This window comes from Flavobacterium aquidurense (assembly GCF_001404985.1).
GTDB lineage: Bacteria > Bacteroidota > Bacteroidia > Flavobacteriales > Flavobacteriaceae > Flavobacterium > Flavobacterium aquidurense_B.
Genome location: NZ_JRLF01000015.1, coordinates 452,500 through 469,088, shown reverse-complemented (window position 1 = coordinate 469,088; position 16,589 = coordinate 452,500). Strand labels below are relative to the sequence as shown.

Annotated in this window: 13 protein-coding genes; all 13 read left to right on the top strand. The window is 31.1% G+C overall.

Translation table 11 applies throughout. The annotated features are described in order from the left end of the window. The 13 genes from RC62_RS20550 to RC62_RS20485 all read left to right on the top strand — a co-directional run bounded on the left by RC62_RS20550 (window position 1) and on the right by RC62_RS20485 (window position 16,589). Complete coding sequence (locus tag RC62_RS20550; protein WP_055098207.1) at window positions 1-2,433, top strand: AAA family ATPase; 2,433 nt, start codon at window positions 1-3, stop codon at window positions 2,431-2,433. Between the two features lie 3 nt (window positions 2,434-2,436). Next, entirely contained in the window at window positions 2,437-3,342 is a 906-nt protein-coding gene (locus tag RC62_RS20545; RefSeq protein WP_055098206.1) for a hypothetical protein, read from the top strand. Between the two features lie 34 nt (window positions 3,343-3,376). Beyond that, window positions 3,377-4,258, top strand: coding sequence for a TssN family type VI secretion system protein (locus RC62_RS20540; protein WP_167343872.1), 882 nt, complete (start codon window positions 3,377-3,379; stop codon window positions 4,256-4,258). An 80-nt stretch (window positions 4,259-4,338) separates the two neighbouring features. Further along, window positions 4,339-5,475, top strand: coding sequence for a hypothetical protein (locus RC62_RS20535; RefSeq protein ID WP_055098204.1), 1,137 nt, complete (start codon window positions 4,339-4,341; stop codon window positions 5,473-5,475). 10 nt (window positions 5,476-5,485) lie between these two features. After that, window positions 5,486-5,977, top strand: coding sequence for a hypothetical protein (locus RC62_RS20530; RefSeq protein ID WP_055098203.1), 492 nt, complete (start codon window positions 5,486-5,488; stop codon window positions 5,975-5,977). A gap of 9 nt (window positions 5,978-5,986) precedes the next feature. Further along, the gene (gene tssO, locus RC62_RS20525; RefSeq protein WP_055098202.1) at window positions 5,987-6,457 is read left to right on the top strand and encodes a type VI secretion system TssO; all 471 of its coding nucleotides are present in this window, start codon (window positions 5,987-5,989) and stop codon (window positions 6,455-6,457) included. Continuing rightward, complete coding sequence (locus RC62_RS20520) at window positions 6,447-7,385, top strand: PKD domain-containing protein (RefSeq protein ID WP_055098201.1); 939 nt, start codon at window positions 6,447-6,449, stop codon at window positions 7,383-7,385. Before tssO ends, RC62_RS20520 begins: the two co-directional genes overlap by 11 nt. Beyond that, window positions 7,386-9,710, top strand: a complete 2,325-nt coding sequence (tssR, locus tag RC62_RS20515; protein ID WP_157472599.1) for a type VI secretion system protein TssR domain-containing protein — start codon at window positions 7,386-7,388, stop codon at window positions 9,708-9,710. It abuts the gene before it with no gap. 19 nt (window positions 9,711-9,729) lie between these two features. Then, window positions 9,730-10,497, top strand: a complete 768-nt coding sequence (locus RC62_RS20510; protein ID WP_157472597.1) for a DUF5457 domain-containing protein — start codon at window positions 9,730-9,732, stop codon at window positions 10,495-10,497. 210 nt (window positions 10,498-10,707) lie between these two features. Continuing rightward, entirely contained in the window at window positions 10,708-11,103 is a 396-nt protein-coding gene (tssD, locus tag RC62_RS20500) for a type VI secretion system tube protein TssD (protein ID WP_082421336.1), read from the top strand. A gap of 225 nt (window positions 11,104-11,328) precedes the next feature. Beyond that, complete coding sequence (locus RC62_RS20495; protein WP_055098196.1) at window positions 11,329-13,206, top strand: type VI secretion system Vgr family protein; 1,878 nt, start codon at window positions 11,329-11,331, stop codon at window positions 13,204-13,206. Between the two features lie 143 nt (window positions 13,207-13,349). Beyond that, window positions 13,350-14,519: a DUF2931 family protein gene (locus RC62_RS20490; RefSeq protein ID WP_055098195.1), complete on the top strand. Its 1,170-nt coding sequence runs from the start codon at window positions 13,350-13,352 to the stop codon at window positions 14,517-14,519. Window positions 14,520-14,522: 3 nt separating this feature from the next. Next, entirely contained in the window at window positions 14,523-16,589 is a 2,067-nt protein-coding gene (locus RC62_RS20485; RefSeq protein WP_055098194.1) for a T6SS phospholipase effector Tle1-like catalytic domain-containing protein, read from the top strand.

Below are 16,589 nucleotides of genomic sequence, written 5' to 3'. Positions count from 1 at the left end.
ATGAACGAATTAGATTATAGTCCAAGCTTATTATCTGCAATTAAATCTGCTAAGTCATTAGCAATTCAGGATGGCCACAGTACATATGGAGTGGCACATTTAGCATATGCATTATTATTTGAACCAACTGGATTAGTAGAAGTATTAAGATCGCTGTCTAAAGATATAGAATATATAAAAGAATGGTTTGATGTGAGAAAAGAAGTATATACTTCTTCACAAAACAACGATAATAGCGTGACAAGCGATAGTGAAGTTGAACATGTTTTTACGGAATCAAATTTTAATAAAATTAGGTTAGGAGCGGATGCCATCGATGCATTTTGTGTTTTTATAGCCATTATTAAACCTGGATTAGTTTATAGCGACAAACAAATTGATGGATTAAATTTAAGCGATAAAGAACTTTTGAAACACTTTGGGCTTAGAAATAACCAAAAGAGCTTTAGTCTGGCAGACAATGCCGATGAGCAGGAAACAATTGATATTAGTTATTGCGACACTTTATACAAAAAAAATATAATTGAAGAAGGAAGCAGTATCATTGGCAGAAACAGAGAAGTTCGATTAATACTTGAAAATATTGAGAGATATGAAAACCATGGTATTTTATTGATTGGAGAATCCGGTATTGGAAAAACAAGTATTATAAAAAACCTCATTTATAACTTACACGAAACAGATCCTAATTTCTTTGAAGAAACACTTGTTTTGTCTTTAAATGTATCTAAACTCGTTGCGAATTGCAGTAATGAAAATGAGATTTCAAAAAAACTGATTGAAATTTTTGAAAAATTATCCAAAAACGGAAAAAGTATTCTTTTTATTGATGACATACAGGTATTACTAAACTCATCAAACTCAAAATCAAATGCTGTAATCAACATCATTAACACTCAATTGACTCAGGGCAGTATTAATATTATTGCTTCGATTGATGCTGATTCTTATAGAAAATCGATAGAAGGAACCACAATAAATGGAAAATTTGAAAATATTTTCATCGAGGAGTTAGATTATTCTTTATTGATTGAATGTTTGAATATTTATAAAAATAAATTAGAAAAACATTATAAAATAGCCATTAATGAAGAGGTATTACAAGAAGCAATTCATTTGTCTAAGCGATTTTATAAAGAAAAAAAACTGCCATACGGAGCAATCGATTTATTAGACAGAACGGCTTCATCTGTAATTGTTTCTAATGCAAATTCATTAGTTGAAATTGTAAAAATAAAAGAGCAGATAAAAGAATCTGATCCAACTGATGAATCAAAAATGAGTTTGCTTGAAAAGGAAATCTACAATCGGATAAGCTGTGTTGTAACCAGTAAAATTGATGTTACTGAAAATTCGAAAAGGCAAAAAAATGAACCGGTAACTTTTGAAGATATTGAGAAATTAGCGTCGAATATTGAAAATATAGCAAAAGAAAAAATTACGATTGTAACAAAATCTGAGATTCTGGCAGTTGTTTCTAATGCAACGGGAATACCGTTGGGTAAAATAAGCGCTGGCGAAAAAGAGAAACTTTTAACGATCGAAGACAAATTACAGGAAAGGGTAAAAGGACAGGCACATGCTATCAAAACATTATCAGAAGCTATTATCGAATCCAGAAGTGGATTAAGCAATCCTAAACAACCCATTGGATCATTCTTTTTCTTAGGACCAACAGGAACAGGAAAGACAGAATTAACAAAAACGCTGGCTGAATTGTTGTTTGATGATGAAAATGCGATGATTCGATTTGACATGTCAGAATTTAAAGAAGAACATTCGGCAGCTCTATTATATGGTGCTCCTCCCGGATATGTAGGATATGAAGAAGGAGGAATGCTTGTTAATAAAATTAGGCAAAAACCATATTCAGTTGTACTTTTTGACGAAATCGAAAAGGCCCACAGTTCTGTTTATGATGTGTTTTTGCAAATTATGGATGAAGGTAAAATTCATGATAAATTAGGGCGTGAAGGCGATTTTTCTAATGCTATTATCATTTTTACTTCAAACATAGGAAGTCAATGGATTCAGGAACAAATAGAAAACGGTCATTTGCCTACTTCTAATCAATTAATTGAGATTATGAGCCAGCATTTCAGACCTGAATTTCTAGGCCGATTGACTGAGGTTGTACCATTTGCCCCTATAAACATAGAAATTGCCAAAGCTATTTTTAAATTACACTTAAATCGCTTGCAAGAGCAATTAATAAGCATCAAAAATATTTCATTTGATCTGTCAGATGGTGCTTTAGAATATCTGACAAATAAAGGATTTTCTAAAAAATATGGGGCCAGGCCAATTGCGGGAATCGTAAGGACATATCTTAAAAAAACAATTTCAAAATTAATTATATCAGAAGCCATTCTTGAGAATGAAGCTATTGTTTTAGATATAAAAGAAGATGAGTTTATTTGGGAAAAAAAGTAAGTTATGGAGCAAGATATTTCAGTTTTAAAGCAACAGCTTAATTTTAATTTAAGAGGCGAAATTCTTTTTTATGAATTACAGAACATTCTAAAAGATGATACTGAGGTTTTTGTCAGGCATAAAGGTCTTTCTAAAAGAAACAATTCCAGAGATGCCATTGATATCTCGTCGATGTTGTATCAGGAAGATTCAAGATTTACCAAGGAAGCACTTGTTTTGCATTTAGCTAAAAACAGTATTTATCATAATCTACCTGAATTACTTTTTCATCCCTTGTCCGTTAGTAATTCTACAATGTCTAACAAAGAGATTGTAGAGGCTGTAAAAGAAAATAAAGAAACAGAGAATAATGCTCTAGATTTCTTTATGCCTTTTGATAATGAGATTTTTACTGCAAATGCTAATTATGCTATTAGGAGCTTACACTTGTTTCAGGATAAGATTGATTTGTTTTTAAATATAGTAGATGAATTAGTGGGTATTGAATTTGATTTGACCAAAACGCAAAAGAAGAATCTCTTTATTTATTTATGTGAAGCCGAAAAGTTAAAAGAAAATCTTCCGGAACTCGAAAAAGTTTTAGAAATGTTACTGGGAAATGAAGTAAAACTAAAATATAAAAAACATGTATTTACCACATCTCCTTTTTTACAATTGAGTAAGGGAATTTTGGGCTTTGATTTAGGGCTTAGCGGAGCTGTAGAAAGTGAGATAGATGATGTAGAAGTCACTTTATATTTTGAAGGAAATATTGATTATCCCATTTTAGAACACAAAATGGAGCTTACGCGAAAAGTATTAGAGTATTTTTTAATTAGTAATCGAAAAGTTGATATCGTATTTTTTAACAACTATCAATTGGGGATAAAACTAAACGAAAACTATTTAGGCATAAATACCATTTTATAATTTAAACCAATAATAAAAGAGATAACATTCAGCTATGAATACAATACTACCATTTTTTTTAAAATACCTGTTAGCACCGTTTTTAATACTTATAATAACGCTTATCATGAGTCAGTTATCAAGTATAAAAATCAAAACAAAAGCGGCCATAATATTTATTTTATGTTTTTCGCTAATAGCAGCTTTACCATGTTTATTTGCTTTTTTTAACAATGAGTTTATTTGGTTTGGCTTATTATTCTCAGTCTTATACTACTTAATACTCGGTGTTATACTGGTCTATTTTATGGATGGTGCCTTATTTCAAAAGATAGAAATAAAAAATAGTGCTCCGGCGAAAGTATTTCTTTTTTTAATTGTAGCAATTCTCTCTTCCTGGATTTACTATCTGGCCTTTAATTATATCGCGATATCCAGTTATGCACATATCAGCATGCTTAATATTCTATGGTTATTTGCACCAATCTTTTTTCAGGAATCAAAGAAAAAATATTTACAGATTCCCGAGTCATTTTATGAATATTGGAGGGTGGGAAAAGAACGTAAAGACATTGAATATTGGGACAATATCGATAAGTTTCGTTTAATGCAGGTATCAATACATATTAAGAAAAAAAACGATTCTGAATTTTTTTCAAAATTTGATGTAAAAATTGCGCAGGATGTCAATTTGGGTAATTGGTTTGATAAGTTTATTGAAGATCAAAATTACAGGTTTCCCAATGATGCTATTGAATCAAGTGCAGAGCATGAAGATAAAGGATGGACTTTTTATACTGCAAAATATTTTAGTTTTCCTTTGTTTATCAGAAACTTGAGCCCTCATCAAACAATCTCTGAGAGTAAACTGAAAAACAAACAAACCATTTTTGCAAAAAGAGTCACTTTAAAACCGCAAGATGAAACTGAGGAATAAATTAAGATTAATCTTTTTCTTTAAATCCTTATGATCAGAATAAAAAACTAACTAATACTAGAATATAACAACATCCAATTATGAAATCAAACATACATTTACCAATTAACTGGACAGATGGTGTAAAACTGACTAAGGACCATTTTATCAATAATTATTTCAACTTTATAACAATTGTGAGCGATTACAATAAAGTTCAGTTAAACAATTTTAATTATGGATCTATAGAGCCGGCCGGTAATAAATCTATAGATATCGAAATAAAAATCGAAGGCGGACAATTAGTTGCCTATTTAAAAAAATGTGAGGTAATTGCTAAAAATGGCTATGTAATTTCTTATAATCAGGATATTTATGGCACAAAACATCCCGAAGCAAGTATCAATGCGAATGATTTAGACAGAAATTCTTTTGAGTATTATTATGTTATTGTATCTATAAATCCTTATGATTTAGTTCCTGTAGGTATTCCTGATCCTGAGATAATTCCGTTACATCATCCTCATGTGCTTCCTGAGATAAAGTTGCATATTATTAAAAAAGGAGAGGTAAATGATAATTTTTTATCAGGTTACTTTTTAATTGTCAAAAAAATAGCCTTCCAAAACGGGACATTCATTGAGGATAGTAAATATATAGCTCCTGTTGTAAAAACAAAAAACAATGAAATTTTAAATCAATTCATATCAAAAGTAAATACCGAATTATATCAGTTAAATGATTTTTCAATAAAAATTCATAAAAAAAACGCACATAGTTCCAGTAATAATAAGTTAGTATCTAACACATTTAGTTTATGTACTAAAATAATTGATTATTATGCAGAACACTGTTTTTACCTTAAAAACATTGCTCCTGAAGAATCTCCGGTGTATATGTTCGATAAAATAATTGTATTAGCCAATCATCTCATTTCTACGTTGACATTGATGGATGACAAAGAGAAAGAAATGCTTTTACAATATTATTACGAGTGGATTGATGTAAAACCTTCAGAATTACTTAGTGTATTGTTTGAAGTAAAAAGTGCTGTTTACGACCATAATGATATTGCACAAACGCTTGAAAAACTAAATCAGTTTCTAGGGATTTTAAAACGCTTATGGCAAAAATTAAGTGAATTAGAATACATCGGAATCAGAAAAGAAAACATTGTCATTAGCGAAGAAACCAAAGTGTCTGCCCCAAAAAGTAATACGTGGTCAATACTAGATTAAAAATACAATTATGAAACCACTTAATCACGATAAAATATCGGCTAAAAAGCGTAAGTTTTTTATCATGTTTTTTATAACATTCGCTTTTATTTTTGGATGTCTGTATATCACGCTGATAACTGCAAATAAAGGTGTTGCCGAGTTGGAGCAAAAACATAAATACTACAATGATATTGCAGTAAAACAAGGTGAAATGAACCTGCTCTTAGATGAAATCTTAATTGAAATCAATGATTTAAGATTTAAAGACAGAACCTTAAACGAGCGAAAAAACCTTCAGTCCCTGATCAACGAGAAAAGATTTGCAATTAGTAATGAGATTCAAAAATCAAAAACAAATTTGACAAATTCATTTGGTTTGTACGATGAGTTTTTAGTTGAACTTCAGCGTATCCAGACTAAAATTGATGTTTTGAAAGAAGCAGAAACAAATTATGATATCAATAAAACGCAGCTTAAAAAGTGTATTGATAAACACGATCAGGAAAATAAAAAAAAATAATCCCATATTATGAAGAAGGCAATAGAATTTGATGAAACATATTGGAAAAAAGTAAAATTCAATTTATTATTTATCATAAGTGCTTGTGTTATATTTATTGGTGTTACTAAGTTTTTATTAAAAACACCCAATTTTAATAATGCAGATATGCTCAACAGAATTAATGAGTATGAAAAAATGCAGAAGATTAAAGTAGATTATGCTAATAAATCAAGGCAAATTTTTAAGACAATTGATACTATAAAGTATGATATCAACCAGGTGCAGCGTATAGATGAAGTAAAAAGAAGGATATCAGAGTATAAACAATTGTATAAGGATAACGAGTTTCATTCGTCGTATAACTTTTGCTTAATTGGCGGGAACTTATTAAATGTTTTTTTAGAGATAAACCTTGAAGAAAGTACCGTCAAGAAAAACGATACTCTTGTACAAACAAGTCTTAACGAATGTAAAGCAAATTTTAAAAATGAACATTAAAAATAAAACAGTAGTTATCCTTTTATTCTGCATTGCGGTAATTTTAGTGATAGTGGCATTATTATTTCCTTATAATAAAAGATTGAGCAGTCTTGATTTTTCGATATTAGATGATAACGACAATCATCAATATGAATTAAATGAGAAATTATCTTTTAAAATAAACGACAGCACTTTAATATCAGATAAAAAAGCAGTTTGGTATTTTGGTAATGGTGACTCAATTGTTAGCAAAGGAAGCGTAGAGTATACTTACGACAGAGTTGGTAAATATTTAGTAACCTTAAAAATTGATAATAAATTCGATTTTTCAAAACAAATCAATATTGTTAACGGAAGAGCATTAACGGCAAAAGATTCTATTCCGAAAATATTTTGCCCAGAGTTTGGTTATGTAGGCGAAGAAGTAGTTTTTACAGGATATTCTCCCAGTTCAAACAACTGGTATTGGGAATTTGGTGAAACCGGAACGATTGATTCTTATGAGAAACAGGCTATCTATATTTTTACCCAGCCTGGAATTTATACCGTAAAACTGGAAACAGACAAAACCAGATATCCAATTACAAAAGAAATAGAAATCCTTCAATTGTATGAACCATTTAAAGAGCCGGAAGTTGTAGATTCTGCGGGCATTGTGTTGACAGATATAAAAAAGCGATTGCAGATTATTGCCAATTTGGGAGCCAAGGACACCAGAATGTATAAGGAACAGGTTAATTACTTAAAAAATAAATATATCTGCAATGATTTATCTGATGTGGTAGTAGTGGTAAACGAAGAAAAATACAATGATTTTTTAAGTTATTGTCAGGGGCTTCATTATTTAGATGGAAATTCTACTATAATTCAAGAAGTAAAATTAGATACCATAAAGTGCTTTAAGCAAATGAATATTACCCAAAAAACTAAAAAACAAAGTAAATAGATGAAAATTAGCATTTTACTTCGATATACCTCTTTGATGTGCTTATTGATTACAAGTGCTGTTTTTTCGCAAGTTAAAAATAGTACAAGCGTTATCCAAAAAACAGAAAAAACAGTGAATACTTATGATAACGAAAAACAAAAAGAAAGTGAAAAATCAGAGTTAAAATTGGTTTTTTCAGATAGAAATGATAATAATATTTATGAAGAACCTTACGGTGCCAGAGTAAAAAATAAAGCTAAAATTTTATCTCCAATGTATGTGATCAATGAAGATAAAAATTATTATGAAGTAGTGGTTGCTGATAAAAAACTGATAGGAAAACCTAAAGGAACATTTGCTGTTTTACGCAGTAAAAAAAATCACTTTTCTAATGCAAAAGAAGTACAATATCTGGGCTGGATTAAAAAAGATAATGTTATTGAGTACAGCAGGGCAATGCAAAACCAGGTCAACTTAAAATATGTAAAGTATTTTGTGGCTTCGAATACTTTAGACAATCTATTCTCTAGCGGTAAAAATGTCAAAAAGAGCGCACTTCTACTAAAGAACGATCCCAACTTAGAGTCAGTATCTAAAAAAAATATTAAGCTTAATGATTTTGTATATGTATATAAAATAAACAAAACAACCAATTCTGCCTTTGTATCCAATTTTGACGATGTTATGCCAAAAGACACCACCAATCTTAAATACGGATGGGTTCCATTGCAATATTTGAATCCTATTGAAGATAATGTGGTTGTAAAACTTAACCCTACAGATACGCTACAGTTTTCTTCAGGAAAAATTAATTTTCTGGCTAATGAACTGTACAAGAATACTTTTTTTGTAAATGAAAACCAGTCAAGTGAACCCATTAAGTTCGAGAATGCAAGTAGTATTTCGCTTCCAATTAATGTTTGGAATCACGATAAAAACAAGATTACCAATCTAAAAGGGGATGATATATCGATTAAAACTATTGAACAAATCGCTTTAGAAAGCAAGAATATTAATTTTTATTACGTTTTTGAGAACAACAACTCAAGTAAACAATATTTAAAAAAAACACTCTCGGCATTACAAAATCTTAAACTAACGACCAATAGTGAATTGTATGCGAATTATAATTTTACCTATTCGTTTATAGCAAAGGGAAAGTCTAAAAGTTATTATTTGATAAAATCGCAATCTTTTTCGAAATGGTTCGATTTAATTGAGAAGAGCATCAAAACGCCCGATGAAATTTTGAAAGAAAATATTTTGCCTAATAACAATACTGGTATCAGCCAATTTTTGAATCCGGAAACAAATTTCGAAAACAACTTTTTTATCCTCACAGGTTTAGAAGGATCTATTAATAATGTGTTGCCGGATAGTTTTAATATTTTGGCAAAAAACAATGCTAAAATACTATACATAATTTTTAAAAATGAAAATAACTCCGATAATCAGGATTTTATTCTTCAAAGTAAAATGTATTTAAGCGAGGCCAGCAATGCAAATAAAAGAAATATTCAGAACTATTATGTAGATCCAAAGCTAGTTGCAAAGAATGATGAGTTTACTTACAATGGAGATGTTGATAATGATTATATCTACAATGCTCCCTTAAAAAGTAATTTTAACGGAGGTATTATTTTTCCTAAATTAAATGGTGAGCTGACTCCTGAAACTATCAATAAAGCTATTGACAGCGTTATTAGTAAAACTATAAAAACGAATAATGCTTTATTAAAATCATTGACGCAATACAAAAATGAATTCAGCTTTTTAAGAAGTCAGCCAAGCGGAACGATTAATAGCCTTATCCAAAATAATCCACGAAAAGATAGTACAGGCACCGATATACCTAAAAATTATAAAAGTGAAACTTTTGTCATAAATGCAAAAGATACGCTGAGCAGTACTTTAGAAAATAAAGTAAATATTTTACTTACGGAGGAGGAGATCAGGCAGCTTATCGAAAACTACAGAGAATTAATAAGTAAGGAATATACCAATGCAAATATTGACAAAGTCGAGATTTTGAGTTTTAGGGACAGATGTAAAATGTTTGCCAGTAAAATTAGACAAACAGAGTATATAAAAAACAGAAGTTCTTTAGCCGATTTACTTTATTTCAAAACAAGAGTATTTGTAAATAGTGCTGAGCTGCATCAAATAAGAATTAAGGATATTAGAAAGTTTAAGAAAAAGCCTGATGAATTCAGAGCAATTTTTACAGCTTTAAATACTAAGGTTGAAGTTTTAGAAAAAATGCAGCGCAATAATACTTTTGAGGTTTTTGACGATGAGTCTCAGACTAAATATTATTATATATCAAAAAAACTTCTATTATAAAATAACGATTATGGAGATTATGAATACAATAGAAATGGCAAAACCTTTACATGAAATAATTTTAGAGATATTTTATTTTGAAAGCAAAGGAAAACCTTGTGAACTCACAAAAAAAGAAATCTTATGGAGACTTAAAGATCCGGGCATTACCGAATATCAAATAGAAGAAGTTCTTAATTGGATGGTGCATCATAAAAAATTAACAGAAAGCTTGGGTGTTTATTCCTTAGACCGCTTTGAACTGATAGATCTCGAAGAAAAATTTAAAAACGAAAGATTGAATAAAGAAAAAAAACAAGAACCTATTTTTTTTACTAATTATAGTACTATAAACAACATTCATAGTGCAGCGAGGCCAAAACCAATAGAGATAATCGTTCAGTATATTTTACCAACATTTTTACTATCCTATATTGTTTTTATCTTTTTTTTGGTAAACAAGTTAAATAACAGCTTCGAAATCAATAACAATAAGATTGAAGATGTAAGTGAGGTAACACTTAAAGAACCCCGAACTGGTGTTATTAAGAAAAAAGCAGCCTTATCTGATAAGGAAGTAAAGCGCTTGTTTTCTAACCAGCATCAAAACATTTTATATTTAAATAAAACAATTGATTCTTTACAGAAACAAGTAAATAAAATAAATGAAATTCATACTAATGCAACTTTGGATATTAAAAGCCAGGTAAATTCATTGCAACCTCAGGTAAATAGTATCATCTTACATATTACAGTTGTGCTTTTAGGGTTTATTTTATTGTTTTTTATGAAAAATATTATTAATTAATGTTTTTTGTTTGAAATATATTTGTATATTCGTACATAATTGATTGCGAATCCTCCTCACCTTCCTACAAGAAGCAAATCAAAAAAGTACATTAGTACAAAAAAGAGGTATTCTAAAATCATATAGAATACCTCTTTTTTTGTTTATACTAGTCAGACAATATAAAGAGGATTCTAAAAAAACAATTTTTAACAACTTAATTATTTTATTATGGCATTTAAATCAATTTTAGAATTCGAAGGAAACGAGTACCAAGTATTATTTTCAAAAGTAGAAATGTTAAGACATACTGACGGTAAAGGAGCTGTTTCTTCTGAAATTAAAGGAGGAAGATTAAATTTAAGACTAAAATCTACTGACAATACTACTGTTATTGAGCAGGCAGTAAATAGTCAGCACAAACCAGTAAGTGGAAAAGTAAAATTTTTCAAAGCTGATTCTGAGCAAGTAATGAAAGAACTTTCTTTTGAAAATGCTTTTATTGTATTCTTTAGCGAGCAATTAGATGCTTTGGCTGAAACTCCAATGACTACTGAGATCACTTTTTCAGCAGAAAAAATTACATTAGGTAATGCAACATTAGACAATAATTGGGCTAAAATTTAATTTTTTCCCTTTAGTAAACAAGAAGCGGAACTTTACCGCTTCTTGTTTTTTTATACAATTTCTTCAAAAAAACATTGAATAGTATCGTTTCTATATTTCAGAACATGATATTTTTTTAGCTTAAAATCGAATTCGGCGTAAAGAACTTTAGGAAGAAGAACTTTAGACTATACTCTATTTAAGTTAAAAATTTAAAAAAGAATTAAACTTAAAAGTATATATATTATGGTCATTCCTAAAATAATCTTTGGTATAGACGGCAAAGAAATGTCTCACTTTACTAAAATCGATTTAAAACAAACCATCAATACTCATCACGAGTTTAAAATCAGTATTCCACACTCTGTTATAGAAAAGCCCAGAGCTTACACGATGGAAAGTGCACAAGAAACTCTTGGAAAAGTGGTTCATATTAGACTAGATGCTAATAATAATTTCTTAGGAATTATCACAAACGTACGATACCAACAGGAATTAGGACATATAGGCAGTCAAATTGTTATTTCCGGATATTCTAAAACTATTTTATTAGAAGCAGGTCAAAAATTGAACTCATGGGAAGATTTTAATTTGAAAGATATGGTGCATGATGTAATACAAACTGCTGCCGGTGAACAATTGCAATATGAAATTGATCCTGAATTTACTTCAAAAATAGAATATCAGACTCAATATCTCGAATCGGATTTCAGATATATTCAGCGATTGGCAAAACAATATAATGAATGGTTATTTTATGATGGAGAAAAATTATTTATAGGAAAACCAAAACAGGAAAGCAGTCCTATTAAATTAATTTATAACAAAGATTTATTTAATTTAAGTATATCAGTAGAAGCAAAACCAAACCAATACAGTGGTTTTACCTATAATGAAAATAGCGATCAATTATATCAGGCGCAGACAGATGACAGCGTTGTAGAAGGATTGCCTAAATTAGGTAAAGATGCCTTTGAGGCTTCAAGAAAATTATATAAAACATCTTCCTATGAATATGGTCAGTTTAGTACTGGAGATGATGTATATTTTGAAACTATTTTAAAAAAGAAACAAGAAAGTGCAGCCTCTGATGGTAATTACATCTTAGCAACAAGTGGTAATCCAAAACTTCGAATAGGCTCCATTATTAATATAGAATCTCAGCAAATATTAGATAAATCAGATGTTTTTAAAAAAGGATTAGATAGTTCTAAAACGCATTATGACTCTAATGAAATAGGCACTTATATTATTACTGAAATTACACATGAAGCTACTGAAATAGGGGAGTATGAAAATAGTTTTAAAGCACTTCCTGCCAAAATAAAAAAATTACCAGAACCTGAAGTAAATATGCCGGCTGCACAAGAACAAAGAGCTGTTGTGGTCGCAAATGATGACCCTAGTGGAAATGGAAGGATTCGTGTAGAATTACTATGGCAGAAAAAACAACAATCCCGTACACCATGGTTGTATGTATTGACCCCTAATGCAGGAACAAGTGATATTGTAAATAAAAACCGCGGCTGGGTTACAATACCCGAAGTAGGAGATCATGTGATGGTTAGTTTTCGTTACAATGATCCAAACAGACCCTATGTGATAGGAAGTATCTTTAACGGAAAAACAGGAGAAGGGGGTAAACTGGATAATCATATTAAAAGCTTTTTTACACGTTGCGGTTCTACTATCACTTTTGATGATAAACAGAAAAGCATCCTGATTAAAGATCCATCTGATAATAGTATTTACTTAGACGGTGAAGGAAATATTACCGTAAATGCACCTAAGAATATGACAATAAATGTAGGCGATAATCTGGATATTACGGTTGGTAAAAATATGTCTGTAGGTGTAGGTGGTAACAAAAAAACAACTGTTGATGGCAATAACAACTTAAAAGTTGGAAAAGACAATACGGTTGACATAACAGAGTTACATAAACTTATTACTCATATGTATGAGCAAAAAGTATCAGGAGATAAAACCGTAAAGATCAATGGTGATTTAACTAAAACCACTTCTACGACAACCCACAAAGCAATAGGGGGAGATATTTTGATAAAAAGTTCTGGAATTTCAAAAGTATTGGGAGCTATTGATGCTAAAGTAAATAAAGGATAAAATATTGCTTACCAATTGACACAAAACCATCAGAAAAAAGCACATCTAAATTGAATGCAATATAAGCAAGGTAAAAAAAATGATTGTCAACTACCTTTAGTATATTTATAGGCAGCGCAAGCTATGCGTAAAAGTAAAAAAACATGAGAAGAATAGCTCTTTATTTAATACTCGTCCTTACAACAAGCATTCTAACAGGCTCTTGTCAGGAAAAAAAAGAAACAAAAAAACACGCCAATATACTTAGCGTACAAGATACTCTTACTAGTATGGAAACAAATTTTAAATGGCAAGAAGGTTTGAGTTGCCCGTCAGGATACCCAATACAAGTATATAGAGGCTGGCTTGAAGGACCACTGGTATCAAACGGAGTTAATGAAGAACCAAATAGTACAACCAGTATATATGGTTTTGGCACTACAACAGGTATTGGAAATTGGGGAGATAACTCCTCAGGTATGAGTCAGGGTGAAAAACCCATTCCTCAAAGGCTTAATTGTACCTGGTATTCGTATGTAGAAGATGTTATGTATCATATAAACACTGAGCTTGATTACCCAAAAATGGTAAAGCTATTTAATGAAGGCTTTCAGAGTAGTGTTAGAAAAAGAGGTAAAGTAATGACAACTTACAACCATATTACTATAGGTTTTGCTCCTGGCGGAGTAGTTGTAGTTTGGTTAAAAGGTGGTGATAAAGATGTTGAAATAGGACGTTATCAAGGACAGAAAGTAGTGATAGATCCTAAAGAAATAGCTTCGCTGGACAGTCATGAGCGTTTATTGTTTGATCCTGTCGATAGAGAACGTACCCTTAAAAACCCTAAAATTATCTCTCTGGAAGATCAGCAAGCCAATAAAAATAAACCTATCCCTTACGGACTTTGGGACAGTTACCGTGTAAAGTATAACTGGAAACCTGTTTTTGAATTTGTGAGAGAAGGCAAAATATCAGATAATCTTTCATTTGATATGTTTAATGGAGAGCGAGAAACCTTACTGGACCAGGAATTTCTAAAAAATGAATCTCAGGAAAGAGCAATTCCCCGAGTATTGAGTTTTGCCTGGTGGGGTAAAGATGGACAGGGCTATGGAGGTTATATTCGTTTTGATGAGAAAGAAATTTTTGCAGCATTCCAGGAACTGCATAAAAAGAACCCCGAAGCAAATATTGATTTAGAGGTTAAAATAAACCCAGGCAGTACCTATTTAGCAGCAACGGTAAAAAATGGAATTAAGGCCATACCTCTAAAGAAAAGTAATACAGAAGTTTATGAGTCGCGTTCATTAACAGAAAAATACAAAAAAGAATAGTTTATGGGAAAAACATTTGTATACAACACGGGAGCAGGTAAAGATGAAGAAAAACAGGATGAACTTCCTCTTACTTTTGGAATATTTATAGATGGTACCCTTAATAATAAGGAGAATACCGATATGCGTAATAAGCACAGCCGCGGTATAGATAAAAATGGTAAGGTCGACTATTCTAAAGGGAATGGAGAACTGGAAACAGAAGACTCTAAAGAATATAAAAAAATAAAGAATAAAGGACGAATAGAAGATCTTCTGTCGAAAAAAAATAAAACACCAGCTGAGCAAGCTGAGTTTAGGGCTATTCCTGAAAGAGACAAATATCTTGTAGCCTCATACAGAGTTCCATTAAACGAGTTTGGTCTGGACCGCATGGGTACAGATAACAGCTATAGTAATGATTATACCAATGTAGCTCGCATGTGGCAATGTTGTGAGCAAAAAAAATATGCAATTTATGTGCCGGGTATGGGTACTGATAACCTAATGCGCGACAGTCAGGATGGTTTTGCCTTTGGTTCTGGGCAAACAGGTATACGCGCAAGAGTACGTAATGCTTGTGAGCAAATAGCAGATAAGATATCCGAAGCAATAAAAACGAATCCTAAAAAAGAAATAAAAGTAACTAAAATTACAATCGATGTTTTTGGTTTTAGTCGTGGTGCTGCTACAGCAAGAAATCTGGTTTATGAGGTAAATCTGGATTCTGGTTATGCAAATGCAGTGCAAAAAGAGATTCCCAACGGTATAGAATATAAGCAATCTGCCTCTAAAAAAGGAGGGCCAATAGCTGTGAGAAAATTTCGTAAAGCATTTGTCGATGTCGATAATTATGAGATTGACAACACCTATTTAGTAAATGATCAATTGCCAAAAATGGGGCATTTGGGGTATAGTTTGCTCCAGAAAACCGATCTTGAATTTAAGGATTTAAAAAATATAGAAATCATTGTAAGATTTGTAGGTATTTACGATACGGTTTCATCTTATTTTGAGCAAAATGATGTTCAGGATCATTATGATGATTACGGAAATCTAAAAGATGAAGGAGGAAAACTAATAAAAGAAGCCTGGTCAACACATTTTAATGATGATATAGGCGAGCTTCATCTTAATAATTTATACTGTCAAAAAGTAGTTCATTTTACGGCAAAAGATGAACATCGTCAAAATTTCGCACTCACCAGAATCAATCAAATTCCCGGTAAATACATCGAAAAAAACTTTCCGGGAGTGCATTGTGATATTGGAGGAGCTTATATGACGGAGAAAGAAGTTATCGATGAAATAGGAACCCAGATGAAAGACAGAAACTATGTTTCTGTTCTTCCTGCCAGCATTTCTTATGACAGAATGGGATTAGATGCCCTTAGAGGTGACTTGATAAGACAATATTGGTATCGTGAAGAGCAAATCGAAATAAATATTCAGTGGAGTCTTCCTCCTTATAGTAAACTCACAGGAACCCGTGGTAAAAAAATAGAAGGTACTGACGATCAATATGAAGGAGTAAAAAAAGAATACAGTTATGTCCCACTTCATTTTATGGAAACCTATGCAAAAAGTACTGAAATGAAAGAGTATTTTGTAGAAGAATCAGGCTTGAAATTTCCATTAGATGATTTCTTAAAACATGTAGAAAGCTATTTAACACCTTATGCTCTGGATGAAACCAATGAGGTTAAAGAATGGGATTTTATTTGTGATGAAGAAATTGAAGAAAAAAGACTTGAAAGGATTGAAAAACAAAAATTAGAAGCTGAAATAGAGAGTTTCGAACAAAGACTAAAAGATCACACATACGAAATGGAAGGTCTGAAAAAAGTAACCGATAATTTAAGAGTTGAACAATATAAACCTCAATTAGATTTTGGTACTCTTAAAATACCGCAAGAAACTGCAGTAAAAGAACCTGAGATAAGAACCATAGATTTACCCGAAGTAAAGGTAATAGGCTACAATTCTCAGACAATGCTGCGAAAATTAAGAAATGAGTACTTGCATTGGTCTTCAACAAGAGACTGGTTTGGTATGCAGCCCAATACAAATAGAAAAAGACAAATACATTAA